This window comes from Rhizobium sp. ERR 1071 (assembly GCF_007828675.1).
In the GTDB taxonomy this organism is placed as follows: domain Bacteria; phylum Pseudomonadota; class Alphaproteobacteria; order Rhizobiales; family Rhizobiaceae; genus Rhizobium; species Rhizobium dioscoreae.
The window spans coordinates 191,994-217,299 of the sequence record NZ_VITM01000008.1 but is presented as its reverse complement, the minus strand read 5'-3'; the positions used below and the strand labels follow the sequence as shown (position 1 = coordinate 217,299).

General features: G+C 60.8%; 21 protein-coding genes and 1 riboswitch. Of the genes, 11 read left to right on the top strand and 10 right to left on the bottom strand.

Features of this window, described 5'->3' with window-relative positions; translation table 11 throughout:
- Window positions 1-40: 40 nt before the first annotated feature.
- The 7 genes from FBZ99_RS24690 to epmA all read right to left on the bottom strand — a co-directional run bounded on the left by FBZ99_RS24690 (window position 41) and on the right by epmA (window position 8,382).
- Window positions 41-2,509, bottom strand: a complete 2,469-nt coding sequence (locus FBZ99_RS24690) for a glycoside hydrolase family 2 protein (RefSeq protein WP_145635488.1) — start codon at window positions 2,507-2,509, stop codon at window positions 41-43.
- Window positions 2,510-2,586: 77 nt separating this feature from the next.
- Window positions 2,587-3,546, bottom strand: coding sequence for a DUF1839 family protein (locus FBZ99_RS24685; protein ID WP_145635486.1), 960 nt, complete (start codon window positions 3,544-3,546; stop codon window positions 2,587-2,589).
- An 8-nt stretch (window positions 3,547-3,554) separates the two neighbouring features.
- Window positions 3,555-4,463: an amino acid--[acyl-carrier-protein] ligase gene (locus tag FBZ99_RS24680; RefSeq protein WP_113352703.1), complete on the bottom strand. Its 909-nt coding sequence runs from the start codon at window positions 4,461-4,463 to the stop codon at window positions 3,555-3,557.
- Window positions 4,464-4,468: 5 nt separating this feature from the next.
- Window positions 4,469-5,662: an acyl-CoA dehydrogenase family protein gene (locus tag FBZ99_RS24675; RefSeq protein WP_145635484.1), complete on the bottom strand. Its 1,194-nt coding sequence runs from the start codon at window positions 5,660-5,662 to the stop codon at window positions 4,469-4,471.
- A complete protein-coding gene (locus tag FBZ99_RS24670; RefSeq protein WP_075853503.1) occupies window positions 5,662-5,913 on the bottom strand; it encodes an acyl carrier protein in 252 nt (83 codons plus the stop codon). Before FBZ99_RS24670 ends, FBZ99_RS24675 begins: the two co-directional genes overlap by 1 nt.
- A 355-nt stretch (window positions 5,914-6,268) precedes the next feature.
- Window positions 6,269-7,321, bottom strand: coding sequence for a lysine-2,3-aminomutase-like protein (locus tag FBZ99_RS24665; RefSeq protein WP_113421220.1), 1,053 nt, complete (start codon window positions 7,319-7,321; stop codon window positions 6,269-6,271).
- The gene (epmA, locus tag FBZ99_RS24660; RefSeq protein WP_113421221.1) at window positions 7,318-8,382 is read right to left on the bottom strand and encodes an EF-P lysine aminoacylase EpmA; all 1,065 of its coding nucleotides are present in this window, start codon (window positions 8,380-8,382) and stop codon (window positions 7,318-7,320) included. Before epmA ends, FBZ99_RS24665 begins: the two co-directional genes overlap by 4 nt.
- Window positions 8,383-8,533: 151 nt before the next feature.
- On the opposite strand from epmA, the gene efp reads away from it, so the two are divergent.
- Window positions 8,534-9,103 carry an elongation factor P gene (efp, locus tag FBZ99_RS24655; RefSeq protein WP_069611558.1) on the top strand — a complete coding sequence of 190 codons (570 nt, stop codon included), beginning with the start codon at window positions 8,534-8,536 and terminating at the stop codon, window positions 9,101-9,103.
- 133 nt (window positions 9,104-9,236) lie between these two features.
- Here efp and FBZ99_RS24650 read toward each other — a convergent pair whose 3' ends face one another.
- Window positions 9,237-11,087 (bottom strand): ABC transporter ATP-binding protein/permease, encoded by a 1,851-nt coding sequence (locus tag FBZ99_RS24650; protein ID WP_113352707.1) that lies wholly within the window; start codon window positions 11,085-11,087, stop codon window positions 9,237-9,239.
- Between the two features lie 163 nt (window positions 11,088-11,250).
- Here FBZ99_RS24650 and FBZ99_RS24645 point away from each other — a divergent pair, with 163 nt between their 5' ends.
- The 10 genes from FBZ99_RS24645 (at window position 11,251) to FBZ99_RS24600 (ending at window position 20,434) form a co-directional block, all read left to right on the top strand.
- Window positions 11,251-12,093: an AAA family ATPase gene (locus tag FBZ99_RS24645; protein WP_113389793.1), complete on the top strand. Its 843-nt coding sequence runs from the start codon at window positions 11,251-11,253 to the stop codon at window positions 12,091-12,093.
- Complete coding sequence (locus FBZ99_RS24640; RefSeq protein WP_113389792.1) at window positions 12,093-12,515, top strand: NUDIX domain-containing protein; 423 nt, start codon at window positions 12,093-12,095, stop codon at window positions 12,513-12,515. Before FBZ99_RS24645 ends, FBZ99_RS24640 begins: the two co-directional genes overlap by 1 nt.
- 80 nt (window positions 12,516-12,595) lie before the next feature.
- Window positions 12,596-12,673, top strand: a riboswitch (SAM riboswitch).
- 47 nt (window positions 12,674-12,720) lie between these two features.
- A complete protein-coding gene (metA, locus tag FBZ99_RS24635) occupies window positions 12,721-13,647 on the top strand; it encodes a homoserine O-acetyltransferase MetA (RefSeq protein WP_113331489.1) in 927 nt (308 codons plus the stop codon).
- A 3-nt stretch (window positions 13,648-13,650) separates the two neighbouring features.
- Complete coding sequence (locus FBZ99_RS24630; RefSeq protein ID WP_145635481.1) at window positions 13,651-14,844, top strand: vWA domain-containing protein; 1,194 nt, start codon at window positions 13,651-13,653, stop codon at window positions 14,842-14,844.
- Window positions 14,845-14,954: 110 nt separating this feature from the next.
- The gene (locus FBZ99_RS24625; protein WP_145635479.1) at window positions 14,955-15,443 is read left to right on the top strand and encodes a hypothetical protein; all 489 of its coding nucleotides are present in this window, start codon (window positions 14,955-14,957) and stop codon (window positions 15,441-15,443) included.
- Window positions 15,444-15,576: 133 nt separating this feature from the next.
- Window positions 15,577-16,602 carry an aldose epimerase family protein gene (locus FBZ99_RS24620; protein ID WP_113331483.1) on the top strand — a complete coding sequence of 342 codons (1,026 nt, stop codon included), beginning with the start codon at window positions 15,577-15,579 and terminating at the stop codon, window positions 16,600-16,602.
- A 122-nt stretch (window positions 16,603-16,724) separates the two neighbouring features.
- Entirely contained in the window at window positions 16,725-17,498 is a 774-nt protein-coding gene (locus FBZ99_RS24615) for a GntR family transcriptional regulator (RefSeq protein WP_112724171.1), read from the top strand.
- Window positions 17,495-18,526: an SIS domain-containing protein gene (locus FBZ99_RS24610; RefSeq protein ID WP_113421223.1), complete on the top strand. Its 1,032-nt coding sequence runs from the start codon at window positions 17,495-17,497 to the stop codon at window positions 18,524-18,526. Before FBZ99_RS24615 ends, FBZ99_RS24610 begins: the two co-directional genes overlap by 4 nt.
- On the top strand, window positions 18,526-19,683 hold the full coding sequence (gene nagA / locus FBZ99_RS24605; RefSeq protein ID WP_145635475.1) for an N-acetylglucosamine-6-phosphate deacetylase: 1,158 nt from the start codon (window positions 18,526-18,528) through the stop codon (window positions 19,681-19,683). The genes FBZ99_RS24610 and nagA overlap by 1 nt, the downstream gene beginning before the upstream one ends.
- A 22-nt stretch (window positions 19,684-19,705) precedes the next feature.
- Window positions 19,706-20,434, top strand: a complete 729-nt coding sequence (locus FBZ99_RS24600; RefSeq protein ID WP_113331474.1) for an SIS domain-containing protein — start codon at window positions 19,706-19,708, stop codon at window positions 20,432-20,434.
- Window positions 20,435-20,644: 210 nt separating this feature from the next.
- On the opposite strand, the gene FBZ99_RS24595 is transcribed toward FBZ99_RS24600, so the two are convergent.
- Both FBZ99_RS24595 and FBZ99_RS24590 read right to left on the bottom strand, forming a co-directional pair.
- Window positions 20,645-23,821 (bottom strand): efflux RND transporter permease subunit, encoded by a 3,177-nt coding sequence (locus FBZ99_RS24595; RefSeq protein WP_113352714.1) that lies wholly within the window; start codon window positions 23,819-23,821, stop codon window positions 20,645-20,647.
- Window positions 23,818-24,999, bottom strand: a complete 1,182-nt coding sequence (locus FBZ99_RS24590) for an efflux RND transporter periplasmic adaptor subunit (protein WP_113389816.1) — start codon at window positions 24,997-24,999, stop codon at window positions 23,818-23,820. The genes FBZ99_RS24595 and FBZ99_RS24590 overlap by 4 nt, the downstream gene beginning before the upstream one ends.
- Window positions 25,000-25,306 lie beyond the last annotated feature (307 nt).

Below are 25,306 nucleotides of genomic sequence, written 5' to 3'. Positions count from 1 at the left end.
CTGGCGGGCGAGATAGGTCCCCGCATTTGCCGCGCCTTGGTTACACCTCGACGATCCGCCGGCTGCCGATGGAGCGGATTTGCCCGGATGGAATGACATCGGCCGGAACGCTCTCCCGCCGGTACAGGCGAATCCGCCGGCTGCCCGGCGCAAGATGGAACCAGTCGTCCTCGGCCCGATAGGCTTCCAGATCAATCTGCACGGATTGTGCCAGCCGGTCGCTGATCAGCTCCAAATACCAATCCTCGCCTTCCTGAAGAACCGATGCAGTGATCTCGGCATCGTGAAAAGCTTTCGTTCTGCCAAGCGGGAAGTAGAAGGCCTCAGCGATCACCGCGCCGGTTACCGAGTTCGTCAGCCGAGCCACTACGACATCATGTGATGGCGGACCGAAACGGAAAGCATAGGTCGTGTCAAAGAAGGCGCCAAACAGATCAGTGCAGGCTATCTTTTGCTTGGCGCGGGCTTCGAGCACCAGATCGCGGCCGCCACCGACGACGATCTGACGGCCATCGCGCAGGCAGGAGACTTCGACGGTCAGATCGAGCGCCGCATCGCTCTCGTTGATGACATGTACGTCGAGACCGTTCGTACCCTCGTCCATCAGCAGCACCTGCACTGGCCGGAAGGCGCGGCGCAGCCCATACCAGACCGGCTTCGGCTCTCCGGTCGAATCGATCACGCCCCAGCCGGCGCCGGGAAGCAGATCCTGCAGCGTCCAGACAAGCGCGCCGTTGCAGCCGGAACCTCGGCGGCGCCACTCCGCATAGGTCTCCTCCGCCACTTCACCGGTCACCGCCCGCGAGAGGTTGAGATAGAGATCCGGGTCTTCCCGCCGCAATCGGTTGGGCTCGAAACCGTAAAGCTCCTGAAGATAATGATCACGCACATCCTCGAAATCCCAGGATGCGCCGCGATCGCGCGGTACCCGCTCTTTCCATAGCGGGCTATGGACTGCCGGAACCGGCAGATGCTGCCCCAGAGTACGGGCTTGCGGCACATGCGCGAAAGCCAGGCTCTCTGCGGCGAAGCGGACGTCGGCGCGGCGCGCATCGGCAAACGGCCGCATATACGCCCCGACGCCATAATAATGCGTGACGCCGACATTTGGCGAAAACGGCATCGGCCCGCCCGAGGGCGAGTTGACGACATAGGGCACATCCGGCCGCAACGATTGCACCAGTGGCGGGATGATCTCCTCGACAACAGGGCTTTTCCAGAACTGTTCGGGCAGGCCCATCATGGCTGCCTGCTGATGGATCTCGCTGCCGCCGCAAAGGATGGCCAGCGAAGGCGACAGCCGAGTGCCGCTCAGGAACTGCGAAACCTCCGCCTCGACATGGGCGTTGAACGCCTTGTCATTCTTCGGATAGTCGAAATTGGCGAACATGAAATCCTGCCAGACCAGCAGGCCAAGTCCGTCGCACAGGCGGAAGAATTCCGGCGTTTCATATGCCATGGTGCCGCCGATACGGATCATGTTCATGCCGGCTTCAACCGCCAGCCGCAGCCAGGATTCATAATCGTCGCGGCCACCAGGCAGGCGTACGATATCGGCTGTGGTCCAGACCGCGCCGCGGCAGAAAATCCGCTCGCCGTTGACGATCAAAGCGAAATCCTGGCCATCGACACCACGATCGACCGACAGCCGACGGAAACCGGTCTTTCCGAGCGCATGCTCCATGCCATCGACGACGAGCGAGATATCATGGAGCTGCGGCACGCCATGGGTATGCGGCCACCAGGGCGCCACATCGGGAATTTTGAGGATTGCGGTATAACGGCCGGCGCTGTCCTTTTCGAAGGCCTGTTTCGTCTCTCCGCACTTCAATACCAGCTCTTCAACGTCGCCCTCGATCGAGAGCGAGGCGTAGAGCCTGCCCTCGCCATTCTCAAGCAAATCCGGCCGCAAGGAGAGATCACGAATGACAGGCGCGCTCGGCCGCAGCAGCGAGATCGGCCGCCACGGGCCGACGGCCTGAACATCCGGGCACCAGCCTGGCATATGGCCGAGCAATGTCGTGCGCACCATGCGCAGGCCCTGGGGCGTGATCATCTGCGGCCGCCAGCGGGCGCGTGGCCCGGGCTCGGAAAGCTTCGGCTCCAGCGCGCGGAAGCAGAGCGCCAGCTCGTCACCGCCAAGCAGGGTGACGTCAAGGTCATGGGCCTCGAACATGCTTTCAGAAACGAAGATTTGCTGGCCATTGAGGAAGACTTCGCAAAGCGTCGCCAGCCCCTCCAGTCGCAGGACCGCCTCGCCCGCCTCCACATCCACCAGACGGCAGATGTACCAGGCATCGCGATCATGAAGCGGCTGCGGCCTTGTCCGGTCGAAACGCCCGGCCTTTTCCAGCGCCTCCGCCACCGTGCCCGGCACGGGCGCGGGAATGAAACCTGAGGTCAGCGGCACATCGGAGGGCAAGAGGCAGGTGCCCGCCTCCGTCAGTACCAGATTCCAACCTTCGCTCAGCCGCATTCCGCCGCCGAGATCCGCCAAGCGCCCGCCCATGACATCTTCGGGGGATTACCCCCGCCCCAATATGTTCAGAAATAACCCAGCCGTATCGCGGATCGAACGGAAACCCGTCAAAGCTTCCGTTCGAGTTCGCTCATCATGGAATCCCATGCATCGGCGGCCGGATCAAGCGCCGTGCGCAGCGGCTCGAATTTCTTGCGCGTGATGGCACGGGCAAGCTGGAACTGCACCGATTTTGCCGTCTCGGAAATTTTCCGCGCTTCGCCAGCCGCGTTACCCAAATCAGCCGCGAGCCAATCGAAATGGCTGCCGGCCAGTTCGAAATTGGCGCCGAGCTGACGCAGCGTGTTGAAGGCATATTTATGGAAGAAGCCGAAAGGCCGTTCGGCGATCGCCTCCACCTGCGCCGGGAAGACCTCGGCGAAGGCGCGGATCGGATTGGCCTTGGGGCGACGGCGGAAATGGAAGGACAGAAGCTGCCGCGCCGTCTCGCGGATTCCAGCGTCAGCGGGTACCTTCTCCGGAAATTTCGCAAATTCCGTATAGGGCAGGAAGGGCAGGTCCTCGTCCGTCAGATGCAGCTGGAACAGTCCGTCGAAATCCTCGCCCGACAGCTGGAAGAAGCCGCCATTGTGGAAATAATCGAGCGTGCGGCCTTCCATATCGAGCCGGTTGATCGCGACCGTCGTCTTGCCGTGTTCGCGGCGATAGCCGACGCCTTGCGTGTCCGGCATGAAGAAGGAATCCATCTCCACCAGGCAGAGCCGACCGCGGCCGATCTGCTCGGCGACATGGTTCTCAACCTTGTCGTAAATCGCAAGCTCGGTGCAGCGCACGCCATAGAGCGCTTCCAGATCCTCGAGCGGCACCTTGAAGAAGGTGAACTGATCGCCCTCGAAATCCTGTGTCACCGTGAAGCCGAGCATGGCTTCGGGCGGCAGCTTCAGGCTCGAAAGCACCTCGATCCAGAGATCGATGTAGCAGTTGGTCTCAGGCCACATGCGCTCGCTGTCGTGCAGCGCATGTGGCTTGTAGGCGGCGGGATCCAGTCCCTGAAACACGGAAGCCATGGGTGCGATCAGCCCCACAGTGCCTTGCGCACGCTCTCGGGCCATTCCTTGGTGTCGAGACCGTGGGTGTGGAACAGCGCCAGCGCGATGCGCTCCAGGCCGAAGCCCACGCAGGCCGTGTGCACGACGCGGCCATCGGCAAAGTTCAGGCCCCATTTCGTGCCGAAGGCATCCTGATGGTAGTTGAAGCTCATGCAGGCGGTCGGCTTGGCGGTCGAGGTGATCGGGATCAGCAGCTCGAACTTCAGGTTCTGGTCGCGCTGGTTGTTGGCGAGCATCTTGCCGGCCCGGCCGAAGAACGGGTCGTTGGCGACATCGATGGTGACGTCGAGGCCGACGGCCTTCATCATCTCGACACCGCGATCCATCCAGCTCTGGCGGAAATCCGTCACGTGCTTTTCGCTACCCATGCAGACATATTCGCGCATGCGGAAGAGCTGCTGGCGGGCCGGGTCCTTGGAAGGCTCATGGCGGAAGCAATAGGATTGCAGATCGTAAAGCGCGCCGTCTTCCGGAATGGCGCCGCGCTTGGCAACCGTCGGATAGAGCGGATAGCAGGCGGCGGGCGTCAGCACGATATCGGTGGCCTGCTGGTCTTTCGTCCAGTCGTCGCCGACTTCCATGCATTTGAGCAGGCTCATGTGATCGAGCTCGTTGCCGCAGAAGCTGTGCACGGTGCCGGCTAGCTGTGGGAAGCTCTTCATATAGCCGCTCGTCTCAAAGAAGGCGCGGTTCATGCCGGGCGGAAAGCGGATTGCTTCGGCGCCATCGGCGCCGCCGAATTTGTCGATCAGGCGCTCGAAAGCGGAAATAACGTCTTCGAACTGGCCGCTGCGCCCGTAGAGGCCATCAACACCGGTGTCGATCAGCAGGCCGGATTCGAAAAGACGGTCGAGAAACGATGTTTGCATATCCATGACGGTTACCCCAACAGGCTGGTATCTTGTTTGTGGACGAGCAGCATGGTCGACGTATTGCCGAGAATGCGGTCATTCGAAATCATCAATTGCGCCGAGTGCGCGTCGCGCAGGTGGCGGCCGAGGCTGTAGGGCGTACCGTTCTTGTAGCCCATGATGCCGCAAATCAGCATCGCATGATTGATGATCGGCAGGATCATCTCCGAGGATGCGATCTTGACGTTGTTCATCGCCACGGCGAAGGCCATCGACGACAGGCGGTCCGCATCGAGCTTCGCCTCCTCATAGGCCTTGAGCCCGGCAACCACATTGGATTTCACCATCTGCAGCATGCTGGAGGCTTCGGCGAGACGCAGTGCACCGGGCGGCGGTGCGCCGGGAGACTTGCGGGCAGCGGCACGAACGAAAGCTTGTGCGCGCGAAACCGCATCGGCGGCAATGCCATACCACACACCGCTCCAGAGCAGGTGCGAGCTTGCCAGCATCGATTGCGCGGCGATCTCGGCAAATGGCTTCGGCAGGATCTGCTTGGCCGGCGCCACGCCCTTGAACAGGAAGCCGTCGGAGCAAGTGCCGCGCATGCCGAGCGTGTTCCACTCGACCGTGCGCTTGATCTCGTATTGATCCCTAAGGAAGCAGGTCAGCACCTGATCGGAAGACGCCGCCTCGGCGTGGCTGCGCGAGGTGATCAGAATGGCGTCGGCATGGGCGCCATAGGAGATGACGGTCGCATCTTTTTCGAGATAGCAAGTATCGCCTTCGACCTTGATGGCGCAGATGCTGTTGCGCAGGTTGCCGCCGATCCCGCCCTCGGTTGTCGCCGAGGCGAGCAGCAGCTGTTCCCTGGCGATGCGGCGCATGAAATCGCGGTGCCAGTCGCTGTCGGCGCCGTGCTCGACCAGGCTCGATAGCTTGATCTGGTGCATGGCGAAGACCATGGCGCTTGCAGCGCAAGCCTGACCGAGGATCGAGCAGAGCTCGGCGATTTCGGTCACCGACGCGCCTTCACCGCCAAGATCGGCGGGGATCTGAATGGAGAGCAGCTTCTCGGCGCGCATCGCGTCGACGGCTTCGCGTGGGAACCGGCCTTCGGCATCGACGGCATCGGCGTGCTGGCTGGCGATCGCTGCGACGCGGGCGGCGCGCACCGCCGCTCCTTCGCCCGACCCAACCTCGAGTAAAGCGACCGCCGCAGTCATTATGCGACCTTTCTACTATCGAGGATCATGCCGACAGTTCTTTCGATCGCGGCAATGCTGGCGAAGGACTTGCGGTTCAGCAGGTTGTCGGGAAACTCGATGTCGAAGGCTTCCTCGATGCCGAGCATCAACTGGACGGAAGCGAAAGAAGACAGGCCGGTCGCATAAAGATCGGCATCGTCTTCGATTTGATCAATAGCAACGGGAAGCGCGCCGAACTTGGCCAGCAAATCGCGAATCGTCTTGTTCATAGTCTAGTCCCTTCTGGCAATGGTAAGCATAACCGCAGTTACGCCGTCTTATCCTTCACCAAGAAGTAACAGGCAAAATAGAACATTCCGCTAAGCGACGTGGTAAACACAAACAACTTATACTTGGTAGAGAATTGCTATATTCAACACTTGTCTGATTAAAATTTACCTTCCGTAAGCCATATAAATGATGACTTCCGCAAAAATATTATATTTTTCTAATATTATGCCATGTCGATTTTTGGAAGAGCTAGGCATCAAAAAAGGTTAACGCACCAAAATTCGCCACTACGTTTTATTCGAAAATAACAATCACAATCAGAGCGTCAGTGCAATAAGATCATAAGTACGCACTTTAGCTTTGCGGCGGATAAATATGCTCGCCGCCGCGATAGTCTGAAATCGAGTAGCAACCTTCACCCAGCTCACGGACGGAGCTCTGGCCGATATCGGCCTTGCCATAGCCACCGGGGATATCGAGAATGTAAGTGGGCTGGCAAAGGCCGGAAATGCGGCCGCGCAGGCTTGCTACGATTGCCTGCCCTTCGGCGATACCAAGGCGGAAGTGGCTGGTTCCGGGCGCAAGGTCCGGATGATGCAGGTAATAGGGCTTCACCCGCGTCTCCACGAAAGCCTTCATCAGCGCCGCCAGCACCTCCGGATCGTCGTTGACGCCCTTCAGAAGGACCGACTGGCTGATAAGCACGATTCCGGCATCGACCAGCCGGGCGCAGGCGGCGCGCGCCTCCTCCGTCAGCTCGCGTGGATGGTTGGCATGCAGCGCCACATAGATGGTCTTGCCGCTCGCCTTCAAAGCCGCAATCAGCGCCGCATCGATCCTTGACGGGTCAACGACGGGGATGCGGGTATGGAAGCGGACGATCTTCACATGGTCGATCTCGGCAAGCTGCCCGAGAATCTCTTCCAGCCGGCGCGGCGAGAGAATGAGCGGATCGCCACCGGTCAGGATGACCTCCCAGATCTCCTTATGGTCGCGGATATAGGCAAAGGCACCGTCCAACGCATCCCCATCCAGCGTCCCAAGTCCCTGCGGCCCGACCATCTCGCGGCGGAAACAGAACCGGCAATAGACCGGGCAGACATGCACGGCTTTCAGCAAAACGCGATCCGGATAGCGGTGTACGATGCCTTCGACCGGGCTGTGCGCGTGATCGCCGATCGGATCGGCGCGTTCCTCCGAAGTGACGGTAAGTTCGGCGGCATCCGGCACGAACTGCCGGGCAATAGGATCGGCGGGGTTTGCGGGGTCGATCAGACGCGTAACGGTCGGCGTCAGGGCGACGGCATAGCGTTCCGCCACCGCTTCCAGCGCCGCTGCCTGATCGGCATCGATCAGCCCGGCGCGCTCAAGCTCTCCGATGGTCCGGATCGGGCGCACCACATTCATGCGTCATACTCCGCGACCGGTGCCCACAGCACCTGCTCGATCCGTGAGGCGCCGGTTGCCAGCATCACGAGCCGGTCGAAGCCTAGCGCGATGCCGCTCGCCTCGGGCATGGCGGCAAGCGCCTCCAGAAACTCCTCGTCCAACGGATAGGTCTCGCCATAGACACGCTGCTTTTCCGCCATTTCGATCTCGAAGCGACGACGCTGCTCTTCGGCATTGGTCAATTCGCCGAAAGCATTGGCCAGCTCGACGCCGCAGGCATAGAGCTCGAATCGCTCGGCAACGCGATGATCCCTGGCCGATGGCCGCGCAAGCGCCGCCTCAGAAACGGGATATTCGTCGAGAATGGTGGCGCGTCCGAAGCCCAGATTCGGCTCGATCTTCTCCACCAATACGCGGCTGAAAAGATCCTGCCACAGATCGTCGTCGGCAACGCGAATGCCCGCCTTGCGCACATCCGCCGCCAGGCGCTCGCGATCCGTCGATCCGTCGAGACCGATGGAGGCGAAGAGATCGATACCGGCATATCGTTCGAAGGCGGCCGCGACGCTGATTCGCTCGAGCGGGAGAAATGGATCGATCTCCGCGCCGCGGTAGCTGAGTTTCTTCGCCCCGACCGTCTCGGCCGCCAGCGCCAGCAGCGCGGCACAATCCGCCATCAGGATTTCGTAGCTCTCTCCTGCCCGATACCATTCCAGCATGGTGAATTCTGGATGGTGCAGCGGCCCACGCTCGCGATTGCGATAGACGTGGGCAAAGCAGGCGATACGCTCCTCGCCCGCCGCAAGCAGCTTCTTGCAGGCAAATTCGGGTGATGTGTGCAGATAAAGGGGCGATGCCTTGCCGTCGGTCGTCAGCGCCTCGGTCTCGAAAGCATGCAGATGAGCCTCGTTGCCGGGCGACACCTGCAGCGTCGCCGTATCCACCTCGATGAAGTCGTTACGCGCGAAGAAAGTCCGCAGCGCCGCCTGGATGGCATTGCGGCCGATCAGGAACGGCCGCCGGTCCGCATGGACATTGCGGGTCCACCAGGGGGACGCTTTGCTCGTCTTTGGCTTCATTCCTAGCTTTCTTCAGGGCACCGGCCGCCTTGGGGGTGGCTATTTCCGTTGATTTAGGGTAGTTGCGCCCCCAAGCAAACAAAAGCTGCGTCTCGGAGAGCATTTCGACAGTCCCTCTACGACGCAAAAGGCAGCGTTACAAGGAAGTCTTATGGTCAAGGTCATCGCCTCTTCGGTCCGCAAGGGCAACGTTCTCGACGTCGACGGCAAGCTCTACGTCGTTCTCACCGCACAGAACTTTCATCCGGGCAAGGGTACGCCGGTCACGCAGGTCGACATGCGCCGCATCGTCGACGGCGTGAAGGTGTCCGAGCGCTGGCGCACCACCGAGCAGGTCGAGCGCGCCTTCGTCGAAGACGTGAACTTCCAGTACCTCTATGAAGACGGCGAAGGCTTCCACTTCATGAACCCGGCCACCTACGACCAGGTCGTCGTCGATGCCGAAACCATGGGCGACCAGAAGGCCTACCTCCAGGAAGGCATGACCTGCATTCTGTCGATCCATGAAGGCGTTCCGCTGGCGCTCGAACTGCCGCGCCACGTCACGCTCGAGATCACCGAGACCGAGCCGGTCGTCAAGGGCCAGACGGCATCTTCGTCCTACAAGCCCGCCATGCTCTCGAACGGCGTGCGCACCATGGTTCCGCCGCACATCAACGCCGGCACCCGCGTCGTCATCGCAACGGAAGACAATTCCTACGTCGAGCGCGCCAAGGACTGAGCCTCGGCCACCTGCTTGCATGAAGAACGCCTCGTCCTGGTGACGGGGCGTTTTGCGTTTTGGGAAAATTGAAGCCGGAGGGGCAGCGACTGCGCGAAGACTTACCGTACCGCCCTGGTTGCGGTGGACCTGGTTACGGCGCACTGGCCTTTTTCTCATCCACCTGCGCCGCACCGGTAGTTTCGGAAGGCGTTTGCATATCGGTGCTGTGCTCATGCGGAGCCAGGGACTGCAGATGCAGGACGCGCGGCGACATGGCGTGCATGAAGGCGTCGGAGCGGCCGATATAGATAAGGGTTGCATCTTCCAGCTCAGCCAGCAGAGCAAAGGCCTTCGCCTGAACCTCGGCCTCCAGCCCTTCCAGGGCATCGTCGAAGACAACCCATTTCGGCTTTGCAAGCAGCAGATGCGCAAAACCGACGGCTTTCTGCTCTTCGGTATCGAGCAATCGATCCCAGCGAGCCTGCGTATCGAGACGGCTCTTCAGACGGCCAAGCCCTACCTTGTCGATGACGGCATCGACGGCGGCATCGTCATAGGCGTCCCGATCGTCCGGAAAACAGATTGCCTCCCTGAGGGTGCCGGTCGGCACATAGGGCGTGTGCGGCACGAACAGCATGTCGTCCATCGGCGGCAGGCTGACCGTGCCGGAACCGCTATACCATTGATGCGCCAGCACCTCGAACAGCAGCCTGCGATTCACGCCGTGATCGCCGTTGATCATCACATGCTCGCCGGCATTGATCGTGACCGTACCCTCCGCGATCCGGAAGCCGTTTTCCGTCGCCTCGTCGCTGGTCTTCGTCGAAATCTCCAGATCGGTCCAGACCATCGTGCCCGGCGCCGCCTTTTCGAAGACGAGGGTGTGCGGCATCGGCATTTTATCGTCCATTTCCGTCAGTGCCTTGCGGAAATCGGTCACGCGCATCAGCGTCGCACGCCATTCGGCAATCGGGCCGAAATTGGCGACATACCAGCGCAGCGCGGAATTGACCTGATTGAAGGCGCCGACGGCCACCATCAGCTGACCGAAGGTCAGGCCGCCGGAGAAATAGGCGGGCGCGGCAACGAGGATGGGAATGATCAGCACCAGCCAGCCATAGCCGGCCGAAACCCAGGTGAGATTGGTATTGGCGATGGCAAGCTGACGGATGACAGCAAGCACGGCCGATATGTCGAGATTGATCCGCCGGCGCTCGTTCTCCTCGCCTCCGGCGATGGTGATTGCCGGCATATGCTCATTGGCATGCATGAGCGCGAAGCGCAGCTCGGCTTCCTTCGAATAGCGGTCTGCATTCAATCTCACCAGACGCCGGCCAACAAATTGGCTGAGGAAAGAGGCGGATCCGGCATAGAGGATTGCCGCCCAGACCATGTAGCCGGGAATGGAGAAGCTCATGCCCCGGAGGTGAAAGACCATGCCGCTGGAGAGCTCCCAGAGCACGCCGATGAAGCTCAAAAGCAGGATCGTCGCCTGTACCAGTCCAATGGCAAGCCCCGTCGAGCTTTCGGCAAGATTGCGGGCGTCCTCATGCAACCGCTGGTCGGGATTGACGCCGATCAGGCCGGAGGAGGCAAGACGAAGCGCACGCTTGGCCTGCAGCCATTGATCGACCAGATCGCGCGCCAGCCCCTCACGCATGTAGAGCGCGGTCATCTGGTTGAGCCAGGCCTGAACGACATTGAGGACCAGCAGCGAGCCGGCGATGATGCCGAAGACGCCGAGTTGATGGAAGAAAGCGGAAATATCGCGCCTTGCCAGCGAATCGTAGAAGGGCGCATTCCAGCTGTTGAGCAGCACCTGGACATAAGCCGTGACCAGAATGATCACGAAAAGCGCGATGGTCAGGGAAATGATCTTGATGCGAACAGCCGAATTCCAGAAAGCGGAGAACATCATCCTCAGCCGAAAGAAAAGGCTCAAATCGTATCCGACCTGTTCATTTCCCTGGATATTCGGCTTGGCTTGCTTTTCAACTGCCATCAGCACTTCCCTGCGACGCGTCCCGTCAGTTAATCATGACCCGCCCTCATGTCCACCCTTGCAATAGATCGGTGGGATCACATTCCTATATACACGGTTTCGCGTCTTGAACCGAATAAGGTCAGCAATTAGCTTGCGCTCGAAAGATTGAGAAAGCCTTCCGATGCAATTCCAGGGAACCGCCGACTATATCGCCGACAAGGATCTGATGGTCGCAGTCAATGCCGCCATAAGGTTGGAGCGTCCGCTTCTCGTAAAGGGCGAACCCGGTACGGGCAAGACCGAACTTGCACGCCAGGTGGCGGCCGCGCTCGGTCTCGACCTGATCGAGTGGAATGTCAAATCGACGACGAAGGCCCAGCAGGGTCTCTACGAATATGACGCGGTTTCACGCCTGCGCGACAGCCAACTCGGCGACGTCAGAGTTCATGATGTCAGGAATTATATCCGCCAAGGCAAGCTCTGGCAGGCCTTCACCTCGCCGAAGAAGTGCGTGCTGCTGATCGACGAGATCGACAAGGCGGATATCGAATTTCCGAACGATCTCCTGCAGGAACTCGACCGCATGGAATTCCATGTCTACGAGACCGGGGAGACCATTCGGGCCGCGATCCGCCCGATCGTCATCATCACCTCGAACAACGAGAAGGAACTGCCGGACGCCTTCCTGCGCCGCTGTTTCTTTCACTATATCCGCTTTCCCGACATGGAGACGCTGAAGCGTATCGTCGAGGTGCATTATCCCGGCATCAAGCAGGCGCTCGTTCATGCGGCACTGACGCAATTCTTCGAAATCCGCGACGTGCCTGGCCTGAAGAAGAAGCCTTCGACCTCCGAAGCGCTCGACTGGATTCGCCTGCTTGTTACAGACGATATCGATCCCGAAACGCTACGCGCCGATGCGAAGAACGCGTTGCCGAAGCTGCATGGCGCACTGCTGAAGAACGAGCAGGATGTCCATCTCTTCGAACGGCTGGCCTTCATGGCGCGAGGGCAGGGAAGATAATGCAACCCGATGCCGTCAAGGTCTTAATCTATGCCGTTCGGGATGGGCATCTGCTTGTTTTCGGTGAGCCAGATTTTCCCGCCGTCCAGATCCAGGTTCCTGGCGGCACGGTCGAATCCGGTGAGGACATCGTAGCGGCCGCGGCGCGCGAATTCGAGGAGGAGACCGGTTTTGCGCCACACGAACTCTATTCGCTGGGCGTTCACGACTACCATTTCGAAAAGAACGGCCGCGATTACCATCACCAACGGCACTATTTCCGCTGCCATATCTCCGAACGAGCGCCTGCCACTTGGCTTCACTACGAAATGACGCCTTTCGACGGTGGCGACCCGATCGGCTTCCGCTTCTTCTGGCTACCGATCGAAGCTGCCAGGCATCGCCTGGGTTACGGCATGGAAGCCCTCCTTGAATATCTGTAGGCCACATCGCGCCTCCAAGCTCAACCCCAGACTTTCCCCGACGCTTGCCCCATTGACCCGCGGAGATGTCGGGTTTATGAAATTTCCCTCGTGGTGATTTGGCCGGCCGGCTTGCAGCCACGTTAAATAAGTCGCTAAAGGGCCGCGTGCGGACCGGTAGCGATTCTTATCGCGGCCGGTTTTTTTGTATTTGGCGAGTGAAACGATGCCCATCAAGATTCCCGATACGCTCCCCGCGTTTGAAACCCTCCAGAACGAGGGTGTGCGGGTGATGACCGAAACGGTGGCGTTCCGACAGGATATCCGCCCCCTTCAAATCGGGCTTCTGAACCTCATGCCGAACAAGATCAAGACCGAGATCCAGATGGCGCGCCTGGTCGGCGCATCGCCGCTGCAGGTGGAGTTTTCGCTGGTGCGCGTTGGCGGCCACAAGGCCAAGAACACCTCGCAGGAGCATCTGCTTGCTTTCTACGAGACGTGGGAAGAAGTGAAGCACCGCAAGTTCGACGGCTTCATCATAACCGGCGCACCGATCGAGCTGCTGGAATATGAGGACGTCACCTACTGGAACGAGATGCAGGAGATCTTAGACTGGACGACCACCAACGTCCATTCGACGATGAACGTCTGCTGGGGGGCGATGGCGGCGATCTACCATTTCCACAAGGTGCCGAAATATACGCTTACGGAGAAGGCTTTTGGCGTCTATCGCCACCAGAACCTGAAGCCCTCTTCGGTCTATCTCAACGGCTTCTCCGACGATTTCGCCATTCCGGTGTCCCGCTGGACCGAAGTGCGCCGGGCAGACATCGAAAAAGTGCCCGGCCTGGAAATACTGATGGACTCGAGCGAGATGGGCGTCTGTCTCGTGCACGAACAAGCCTGCAACCGGCTCTACATGTTCAATCACGTGGAGTATGATTCCACGTCGCTGGCGGATGAGTATTTCCGCGATGTGAATGCGGGCGTGCCGATCAAGATGCCGCACAACTACTTCCCGCATAACGACCCGGAAATTCCTCCGCAGAACCGGTGGCGCAGCCATGCGCATCTGTTCTTCGGCAACTGGATCAATGAGATCTACCAGACCACGCCGTATGATCTGGAGGAGATTGGCCAGGAAAGGACGTGAGGCTTGTTCATTCCCTTCTTCCTGAAGCTGAGGCAAGCGAAAGTTCCGGTGACGCTCCGGGAATTCCTGTCGCTGCTTGAGGGAATGGAAGAAGGGATTGCCGATTACGACGTGGAGGCCTTCTACTATTTGGCCCGCGCGACGCTGATTAAGGACGAACGCTTCATCGATCGCTTCGATCAGGTCTTCGCCGATTACTTTCGCGGCGTCGAGGCGATCGGCGGCAATGCCGATGGAGAAGCAATGGAGCGGACCGCCATTCCCGAGGAATGGCTGCGCAAACTTGCCGAGCGGCATCTGACCGAAGACGAAAGAAGAGAGATCGAGGCACTCGGCGGCTTCGACAAGCTGATGGAGACGCTGCGCGAACGGCTGGCCGAGCAGAAGGGCCGGCATCAGGGCGGCTCGAAATGGATCGGCACGGCAGGCACCTCGCCCTTCGGCGCCTACGGCTACAATCCGGAAGGCGTGCGCATCGGCCAGGAAACCTCGCGCCATCGCCGGGCGGTAAAAGTCTGGGATCGGCGCGACTTCAGGAATCTCGACGACGGCGTCGAGCTCGGCACTCGCAACATCAAGGTAGCGCTGAAGCGCCTGCGCCGCTGGGTTCGCGAGGGGGCAGCCGAGGAACTTGATCTTTCCGGCACGATCCGCTCCACCGCGGAGCATGGCTATCTCGATGTCCGGACACGGCCGGAACGCCGCAACGCGGTGAAGCTTCTGATGTTCTTCGATGTCGGCGGCTCGATGGATGACCATATCCGCGTCGTCGAGGAACTCTTCTCCGCCGCGCGATCAGAGTTCCGCCACATGGAGTATTTCTACTTCCATAACTGCCTCTATGAAGGCGTGTGGAAGGACAATCGCCGCCGGCGCGTCGATATTACGGCAACGACCGACCTCATCCGCACCTTCGGTCCCGACTACCGCGTCGTCTTCGTCGGCGACGCATCCATGAGCCCCTACGAGATCACTCAGCCGGGCGGCTCGGTGGAGCATTGGAACAAGGAGGCCGGCGAGGCCTGGCTTGGCCGCGTGACAGGCCATTTCCGCAAATGCATCTGGATCAACCCCGTGCCGGAAAGCTATTGGGGCCATACGACCTCGATCTCGATGATACGCCGTCTGATGAGCGACCGCATGTATCCCCTGACGCTCGGCGGGCTGGAGAGAGCGACAAGAGATTTGTCGCGCTGACTGATCAGCATTTGCATGCCGCAGCGCCACCAAATTACCACAACCATTTGTAGATAAAGAAGCACAGCAGATACCGTCCCAAATCGCTGCGGAAACTGGTGGAGATGTGCGTGCGCCACGCTGTAAAATTACTTCTCTTCATCGCAATCACTTTGCTCGTCTCGCAGCAGGCAAGATCCGAGGAAGAGGACTTCTCCGGACAATGGGAACAGATCGACTCCAACGTGAGCGCCGGTGAAAAATGCCGCGTGGGAATAATCAGGCAAGGCAGATTCATGAGGATCAGTACGAACAACGGCTGGAGCGCCACCGCCGAGACGAGCAGCTACGGAAATTCCCACTACGCGGCAGGCATGGGACGTTGGAACTCCTACGTGGAAAAATACAGTCAAAAGGCGTTCTACATCCTTCTCGCCGTTCGCGGCGACAGGTTGATGGTGATCATGAAGACCGAAAAAGCGGATGGGTCGAACCAAATGATCAGAACGCTTTTCAGCAGACGGACAGCCAACTCTCTTCACGATAAGCCGAACGGATCGGGACGAAATCGACCGCCTGTCTTATGCGCCTCACATTCACAGCATAGCCTGTCAGTCTAGCTATGGGCAAAGCCTAATCAGACCTTGATCCCTTTCCGCTTGCCCTTAAATTTCGCCTTCTGCCCGGTTGCGGAACGGCGCGAATGGAGGCAGGGTCTGACCTCGCATACTCAAAAGCAATGGATGAGCTGATATGACGGAAAGCACTTTGCAGCGGGAACATTTTGGGACGACGGCGGATGGGGAGACCGTTTATCGCGTCAAGATCGTCGGTGGCGGCCTGACCGCTCATATCATGTCCTGGGGCGCGGTCATCCAGGATCTGCGTCTTGATGGCCATGAGCCGGCGCTCCTGCTCGGTTTCGACAATTTCTCTGACTATCCGGCTCATTCCTCCTATTTCGGCGCCACGCCCGGCCGCTGCGCCAATCGCATCGGCGCCGGCCGCTTCACGCTCGACGGCAAGCAGTACCAGCTGGAGCTCAATGAGAAGGGCGTCACCCATCTGCATGGCGGCAAGAACAATATCGCCAAGCGCAACTGGACCATCGTCGAGCACGATACCGACCGCGTCGTCCTGAAGATCGTCGATCCCGATGGTCGTGCCGGCTATCCCGGCAATTGCACGATCCAGGCGACCTATTGGGTCCATGGCAATGGCGAACTGTCGGTCACCTACGAATCGACCACCGATCAGCCGACGCTCGCCAATGTCTGCCAGCACGCCTATTTCAATCTCGATGGCCGCGACGATGCACTTGGCCACGATATCATGATCGCCGCCGACCATTACACGCCGACCGATGACAAGCAGGTGCCGACCGGTGAGATCCGCTCCGTCGAAGGCACCGCCTTCGATTTCCGCGAGATGGCGCCGATGAAGCGCTTCGAAGGAAGCGAGCAGGCGCTTTACGACCACAATTTCTGCCTCTCGACCGAGCGTACCGCCAAGCGGTCCGTGGTCCTTGCCCGCAGCGTCAATTCCGGCGTCTCGCTCGAGGTGCGCACCACCGAGCCCGGCGTGCAGTTTTATACCGGTTTCAAGCTGGACGTGCCGGTTCCCGGCCATGACGGCCGCAAGATCGGCCCGTTTGCCGGTTTCTGCCTGGAAACGCAGGTTTGGCCCGACGCCATCAACCACCAAGGCTTCCCCAATGCCGTGCTCCGCCCGGGCGAGGTATTGCGGCAGGAAACGGATTATATCTTCACCAAGAACTGAGTTGGGCATGGCCCGCTCATTTGAAAGTCGGCCGGGCGTCCAAAGCGCCCGGCCGATTCTTTTTTGCGATGCGACCAGATTCACCTTGTGAATTGGTTCTAAATAGGTTCTATATAAACACCATGGATAGAACCAGTTTGATCCTCGAATTGAACAATCGCGGTTTGAGCGACGAGACCGCGAGCGGACCGCTTTACAAGCGCCTGGCGCAGGCGCTGACCGGCCTCATCCAGGAAGGTTTGCTGAAGCCGGGCACGGCGTTGCCGGGCGAGCGAGACCTAGCCGGAGCGTTGGAAATTGGCCGCGTCACGGTGCGTACCGCCTATCGCGATCTCCTCGCCTCGGGCGTCATCGAATCCCGCCACGGCAGCGGCACCTTCGTCTCGCAGCATGTCGAGCGCATCGAGCAACCACTCTGGCGCCTCTCCTCCTTCTCCGCCGACATGCGCTCGCGCGGCCGCGAACCGGCGGCGCGCATCCTGTCACGCACCGTCAGCGCACCGGCGCCGGAGGAATCGTTCCTGCTCGGCCTCAGCCTTGATGAGCCCGTGTTGCGGCTCGACCGACTGCGCCTGGCGGATGGCCAGCCACTCGCTATCGAGCGCGCCGTCGTTCCCATCAAGTTTCTGGGCGAAGATGCCATATCCGAAGGATCGCTCTATGACGCCCTTGCTGCCAAGGGTTTCAAGCCGGTGCGTGCCCAGCAAAGGCTGACCGCTGTGACGCTCGACCCGACCTCCGCCTCGATCCTGACCGTGAAGGCCGGCGCGCCGGCGCTTCTGATCGAACGCGTCTCCCGCCTGGCCGACCAGCGCGTCGTTGAATATACCCGCTCGCATTATCGCGGCGATGCCTATGATTTTGTTGCTGAATTGAGAATTGGAGATGACCTATGAGCGAAACCCAATCCCTGATGCTGACGGAAGCCGGCCAATCGCCCGAGGTGGTTGCGACGCTGCTTGAAAAGGAAAAGCCAGCTTTCGCCGAGATCGCGAAGCTCTTCTCGACCGGTCGTCCATCGCTGATCACGACGGCCGCGCGCGGCTCTTCGGACCATGCCGCCACCTTCTTCAAGTATCTCTTCGAAATCTCCTGCGGCGTCCCCGTCGCTTCTGTCGGCCCGTCGATCGCCTCCGTCTATGGCGCACCACTGCATCTGAAGGGCGGCATCCACTTCACCGTCTCCCAGTCCGGCGGCAGCCCTGACATTATCGCCCTGCAAGCCGCTGCCAAGAAGGGTGGCGCCACCACGATCGCCGTGGTCAACGTCACCGACAGCCCGCTCGCCAAGGAAGCCGACATCGTGCTCGGCCTCAATGCTGGCAAGGAACAGAGCGTCGCTGCGACAAAATCCTTCATCGCCTCGGTTGCCGCCCTTGCCGGCGTGACGGCAGCGATTTCGCAGGATAAGGCCCTGATCGACGGCCTTGCGAAACTGCCGGAAGCGCTTGCCGCCACCTCGGGCATCGACGGCAAGGCTGCCGAGGATGTGCTTTTCAATGCCTCCTCGCTCTATACCGGCGGCCGCGGCCCCGCCTTCGCTATCGCGCTGGAAGCAGCTCTAAAGGCCAAGGAAACAGCCAGCCTTCATGCCGAAGCCTTCTCGCTGGCCGAACTCATGCACGGCCCGATGCGCCTCGTGCAGCCGGGCTTCCCGATCGTCGCCTTCTCGCCCGACGATGCTGCCTTTGCCAACAATGCTCAGGCGCTCGAACGCCTGCAGAAGCTCGGCGCCACAGCCGTCTCCTTCTCGACCGCACCGCTTGCCGGCATAAACCTGCGCATGCCGACGACGGGCAACGGCCTGCTCGATCCGCTCGTGTCGCTGCTGTGCTACTATCGTCTCATCGAGTCGGTGACGCGTCGCAAGGGTTTCGACCCGGACAAGCCGGCTAATCTCCTCAAGGTAACGGAGACCATGTGATGGACTACAAGGTCTTTACCGGCGCCCGCATCTTCGATGGCGATCGGTTTCACGAGGATAGCGCATTGGTGATCGGCAATGGCCGTATCCATGCCATTACCGGTGCCAATGATGTGCCCGACAATGCCGAAACGATCGCGTTGAACGGCGGTGTGCTTGCTCCCGGCTTCATCGATGCGCAGGTCAATGGCGGCGGTGGCCGCATGCTGAATGACGAGCCCTCGGCCGACTCCATGTTTATGATCGCCGCAGGACACCGCCCCTACGGTACGACATCGCTACTGCCGACGCTGATCACCGATGTCGCGGCCGCGAGCGCGGCGGCGATCGAAGGCGCGATCGAGGCCGCGAAAGCCAATCGCGGCGTCGCCGGACTGCATCTGGAAGGCCCCCATCTGGCGCCGGCCCGCAAGGGCGCGCATCTTGCCGAGCTGATGCGCCCGGTCGAAGACAACGACGTCCGGACCTTCATCCGCGCCCGTGAGGCGATCGGCACCTTGCTGGTGACGATTGCCGCCGAGCAGGTCACCGAGCGGCAGGTGCAGGCACTCGCCGAAGGCGGCGTCATCGTCAGCATCGGCCATAGCGATTGCACGGCGGAAGCCGCCGATGCGCGTTTCGATGCCGGTGCGCGCGGCGTTACCCATCTTTTCAACGCCATGAGCCAGATGGGCCATCGCGCACCCGGTCTCGTCGGTGCGGCGATCGATCACCCTGCCCCCTGGTGCGGCATCATCGCCGACGGCCATCATGTCGATCCGATAGCGCTACGCGTCGCGCTGCGTGCAAAGCGCGGTGAAGGCCGGCTGTTCTTCGTCACGGATGCCATGTCGCTCGTCGGCACCGATCTTCCGAGCTTTACGCTGAACGGCCGCACGGTCTATCGCACCAAGGGCGGCTATTGCTCTAAGCTGACACTCGATGATGGCACGCTGGCGGGCTCCGATGTCGATATGGCCTCCACCATCCGCTACGGCGTCAATATTCTCGAGCTGCCGCTGGCTGAGGCCCTGCGCATGGCGACGTCCTATCCCGCCCGCTTCCTGCGGCTTACCGACCGCGGCCATCTGACGCCGGGAACCCGCGCCGATCTCGTCCACATCAACGACGCCATCGAAGTCACCGAAACATGGATCTCCGGCCAGCCTTCGGCCTAAAATTTGAAAAAGGAGGCTCGGCATGACCGCAGTCACGGACAGCTATTTCACCGCCCTCATCGGCCGGCTGGAAACCTTGCGTGAAACGCTGGCCGAGCCGATGTCCAGGGCTTCGGCCGCCATTTGCGCGGCCGCACGCGCCGATCGCCGCGTCTATGTCTTCGGCACCGGCCACTCGCACATGCTGGCCGAGGAGGTGCATTATCGCGCCGGCGGCCTCGCCTTCACCATTCCCGTGCTCGTGGGCTCTGCAATGCTGCATGAAGGCGCCGTTATCAGCTCGGTCTATGAGCGCACCGAAGGGCTCATCCGCCCGGTCTTCGAACGCTACGGCATGCAGCCGGGCGACGTGCTGGTCATCGCCTCCAATTCCGGCGTCAACGCCGCGCCGATCGAGGCCGCCGATTATGGCCGCGAAATCGGCGCGACGGTCATTGCCATCACATCGCTCGCCTATTCGGCCGCCATCGCCAATGGACGCCGCAGATTGGCCGATATCGCCGATATCGTGCTGGACAACGGCTTGCCGCCGGGCGATGCCATGATCGATCTGCCGGGCACGGAGCTGAAGGTCGGGCCGGCCTCGACAGCCGTCGGTACGACGGTCCTGAACGCCATCTTCGCCGATGTCGCTGCCGAACTCTGCAAGGATGGCAATCCGCCCGTCTACCTCAGCGCCAACATGCCGGGCGCCAAGGAAACCAACCAGCAGCTGGTCAAGAAATACCGGCCTCGCAATCCGCATCTCTAGATGCGATTCCAGGAAAAGTGCGCAGCGGTTTTCCGTCCGGGATTGCGTGAAAACAAAGAGATAGAGCGGCTCAGAGATTCCGTGAAAAACTGAAACGCTCTCAGGTCCCACCCGAAAGCTCGCAGCAGCTTCCTATCTGAAACCCCGCAAAAACAATGGGATAGGGCGGTTGAGCGTTTCCCGTGAAACACCCAGCCGCTTGGTCAGGCATCATTGTGCCGCGGCATCGGTGGCCGAAGGCTCCTGCGCGGCTTCCGCCTGCTTGCGCCGCCGGCGCAGAACGACATAGAAAACCGGCGTCAGGAACAGGCCGAACAGCGTCACGCCGAGCATGCCCGAAAAGACGGCCGTACCGAGCGATTGCCGCATTTCCGCGCCGGGGCCTGTGGCAATCATCAGCGGCACGACGCCGAAGATAAAGGCGAAGGCCGTCATCAAGATCGGACGCAGACGCAGGTGGCTGGCCTCGATGGCCGCCTCGACGGCGCTCTTTCCCTCAGCCTGCGCTTGTCGGGCAAACTCCACGATCAGGATCGCGTTCTTGGCCGCAAGGCCTATCAGCACGATAAGCCCGATCTGCGTGAGGATATTGTTGTCCATCCCCCTCAGATGCACGCCGATCAGTGCCGCCAGAACCGCCAGCGGCACGATGAGAATGATCGCAAGCGGCAGGATCCAGCTTTCATATTGCGCCGACAGCGCCAGGAAGACGAAGATGACCGACAGGGCGAAGATATAGATCGCGGTATTGCCGGTATGCTTTTCCTGATAGGCAAGCTCCGTCCATTCGAAAGTCGTACCCGAAGGCAGGAGGTTCTTCGCCAGCCCCTCCATGATATCGAGGGCCGAGCCGGTAGAGACGCCCGGCCCCGGATTACCTTGAAGGGGGACCGAGACATACATGTTATAGCGCTGCACCAGCGTCGGGCCGGTCGTATCCCGGATATCGACCAGCGTGCCGAGCGGTACAAGCGCTCCGGTCGCCGAACGCACCTTCAGCGCCAGAATATCCTCGCGGTCCATGCGATATTGCTGATCGGCCTGCGCCCGCACCTGATAAACGCGGCCGAAGGCATTGAAGTCGTTGACATATGACGTGCCGAGATTGATCGACAGCGTCTCGAAGATATTCGGGATCGGCACGTTGAGCGCCCGCGCCTTGTCGCGGTCGATCGCCAGGAAATATTGCGGGCTGTTGGCCGAGAAGGTGGTGAAGACGCCGCTGACGCCCTTATTCTGCGCGGCAACACCCATCATCTGATAGGCGAGCGGCAGGATGCGGCGCATGTCAGCATTTTCCCGGTCCATGATCTGCATCTTGAAGCCGCCGGAATTGCCGATGCCACGGATCGACGGCGGCGGAATGGCGATGATGAAAGCCTCCTCGATGCCTTGCAGGCTGCCGAAGAGCTGGCCGATGATCTTGGTGGCCGTGTCGCCGCTCTTCAACCGCTCCTCGAATGGCTTGAACGGCGTGAAGATGACACCCGAATTCGAGGCATTGGTGAAGGTTGCACCGTTGAAGCCGGCAAAGGCGACCGCATTGGCGATGCCGGGCGTCTTATTGATGATATCGGTGGCCTTCTGGATGACGGCGTTGGTGCGTGCCAGCGAGGCTCCATCAGGCAGCTGCACGACGACGATGGCATAGCCCTGGTCCATCGTCGGCACGAAGCCCTGCGGCACGATTCGACCCATATACCATGTGCCGGCCAACAGACCGGCAAAGACGAGAAGCGCGCAGGCGAGAGCCGCCCACGTCGTGACGAGGTGGCGGACGATCCAGGAATAGCCGCGGCTCATTCGCTCGAAACCCCGGTTGAACCCGTCACCCAGGGCACGGCCGAAGCGCGCGAAGATATTGTTGGATTTCTCGTGGCTGTGCGGACGAAGGACGATCGCGGCGATCGCCGGCGAGAGCGTCAGCGAGTTCAGACAGGAAATCGCCGTCGCGACCGAGATCGTCACCGCGAACTGCCGGTAGAACTGCCCGGAAATGCCGGGAATGAAGGCTGTCGGCACGAAGACCGCAATCAGCACCAGCGATATTGCGAGCACGGCCGTACCGACCTCGTTCATCGTCACATGTGACGCCTCTTTCGGCGTCATGCCGAGTGCGAGGTTGCGCTCGACATTCTCCACCACCACGATCGCATCGTCGACGACGATACCGATGGCGAGCACCAGGCCGAACAGTGTCAGCATGTTCAGCGAGAAGCCGAAGGCGAGCAGGAAGGCGAAAGTGCCGATCAGCGAAACGGGGATTGCGACAATCGGAATGATCGCCGTTCGCCAGGATTGCAGGAAAACCAGCACAACGATGGCGACGAGAACCGCCGCCTCGAAGATCGTCTTGTAGACCTCGTGGATCGACTCTGCGATGAACTCCGTCGGGTTGTAGATAATGCGGTATTCCAGCCCCTGCGGAAAATCCTGCGACAAGTCCTCCATGGTCTTCTGGATATCGGCGGCGGCGGCGAGCGCATTGGTGCCGGGCCGGGCAAAGACGCCGAGCGCCACCGCCGGGCTGCCGTTCAGATAGCTGTTGGTGACGTAATCCTGAGCGCCGAGCTCGATGCGCGCAACATCCTGCAACTGCACGAGACGCCCGTTGCCGGTTGCCTTGACGATGACGTAGCGGAATTGCCGTGCGTCGGAAAAGCGCCCCTGGGTCGTGACGGTGTATTGGAAGGCGTTGGTGCCCGAAACCGGCGGCCCGCCGATCGCGCCGCCCGACACCTGCACGTTCTGATCCCGCAGCGCCTGCACGATATCGCCGGCGGTCATGCCGTAAGCCGCAAGCTTTTCCGGATCGAGCCAGATGCGCAGCGAATATTGCCGTTCGCCGAAGAGCTGCACGTCGCCGACGCCGTCCAGACGGACGAGAATGTCGCGGATGCGCGTACGCGCATAGTTGGAAATGTAGAGCTGGTCGTAGCGATTGTTCGGCGAGAGGAGATGCACGACCATCATCAGATCGGGCGAACTCTTGACTGTCGTAATGCCGATGCGGCGGACGTCGTCGGGCAGGCGCGGCTCGGCGATGGCGACGCGGTTCTGCACCAGCACCTGCGCCTTGTCGAGATCGGTGCCGAGCTTGAAGGTGACCGTCAGCGACATGGAGCCGTCGGCACTGGAATAGGAGGACATGTAGAGCATGTCCTCGACGCCGTTGACCTCCTGCTCGATCGGCGTCGCCACCGTATCGGCGATAGTCTGGGCGTCGGCGCCGGGATAGGAGGTGCGAATGACGATGGTGGGAGGCGCAACCTCAGGATATTGCGCTACCGGCAATTGGAAATAGGCGATGCCGCCGACGATCAGCAGCACGATGGAGAGGACCGATGCGAAAATCGGCCGATCGACGAAGAAGTGGGAAAACCTCATTGGCTGGTCCCCTGTGCATCGGCCTGGGCCGGCGGCTCGTCGTTCGTCGCCTGCTGCGGCAGCTCGATCAGCTGCGGTGTCACCTTGACGCCGGGCCGGATCCGCATCAGCCCGTTGACGACAATCGTCTCGTCGCCGGTCATGCCGTCACGGATGACGCGATAGCCATAGAGCTTCGGCCCGAGGCGCACGGGCTTCGGCGTGATATTGCCGGCGGTATCGGCGACATAGACGACGCGCTGATTCTGATCCGAGCCGATAGCTTCGTCGGGGATCAGGATCGCCTTGTAGCTGTTCGAGCCTTGCACCTGAACGCGTCCGAACAGGCCGGGCTGCAGGATGAAATCAGGGTTCGGGAAGCGGGCGCGGACACGGATCGTGCCCGTTTCGTTGTCGACGCGGTTTTCGGCGAAATCGAGCTTGCCCTTGAACGGCTTCTGGCGGGAATCGGCGATGGTCACGGTCACATCCAGCCCGCCGCCGCCCTGCTGGAGGGCACTGCCGTTCTTACGAGCCTCATCGGCATAGGAGAGCAGCCGGCGCTCGTCGACGTCGAAATAGAAATCGATGGGATCGAGCGAGACGATGGTCGTCAGCACGGTCTGATCGGCCTGCACGAGATTGCCGACGGAAATCAGCCGGCGGTCGATGCGGCCGCTGAGCGGTGCGGTGATCTTGGTGAAATCCATGTCGAGATTGGCGCGATCGACAGCGGCCTGCGCGCCACGCACATTCGCTTCGGCGGAAACGAGATCGCGGCGGCGGTCGTCGAGGGTCGACGCCGACTGGCTGCCCGTTGTCGACAGCGATTGCGCGCGCTTGAATTGTGCATCGGCGAGCGTCAGCGACGACTTCGCGACTTCCAGCGAGGCCGTCGCTTCGTTCAGCGCGGTCACGAATGGCCGCTGGTCGATGACGAAAAGCAGGTCGCCCTGCTTGACCATGGCGCCATCCTTGAAATGCACTTCCTGCAGATAGCCGCCGACCCGCGAGCGCACGGAAACTTCATCAACCGCCTGGAAGCGCCCAATGAACTCGTCGCTGTCGACAACATCGCGGACGATGGGCTTGGCAACCGTGACGGGCGGAGCAGGCGGCGCACCCTGCGCCAGCGCCTGGGCGCCCGAAAAAACGGCAAGAACACAGCTGAACAACACGGCACGCGGCAGCATCGGCATGAAGCCCCCCCTCGAAAAACCGCATGCGGCATCAGGCGCCGTCATCACGGTAAGCGCTCACGAAATTTGTCTGCAACTTTCTACGAAGAACCTGTCGCCATCAGGCGCAATCCAATCAGGCCGCTTCGGACTTCCCCAACATGCGCCACGGGCCACGTCGGCCCGGGGGTATCAACCGGCCCGTCGTCCGGCAGCATGCGTTAATGTATAAACGGTTTATCGGATTCGACAACAGGGAATGAACCGGCTGCGACCGAGCGCAACCGATTGTTTTTTCTGCATAGTAAAGACGCGCATAGGATGAGCG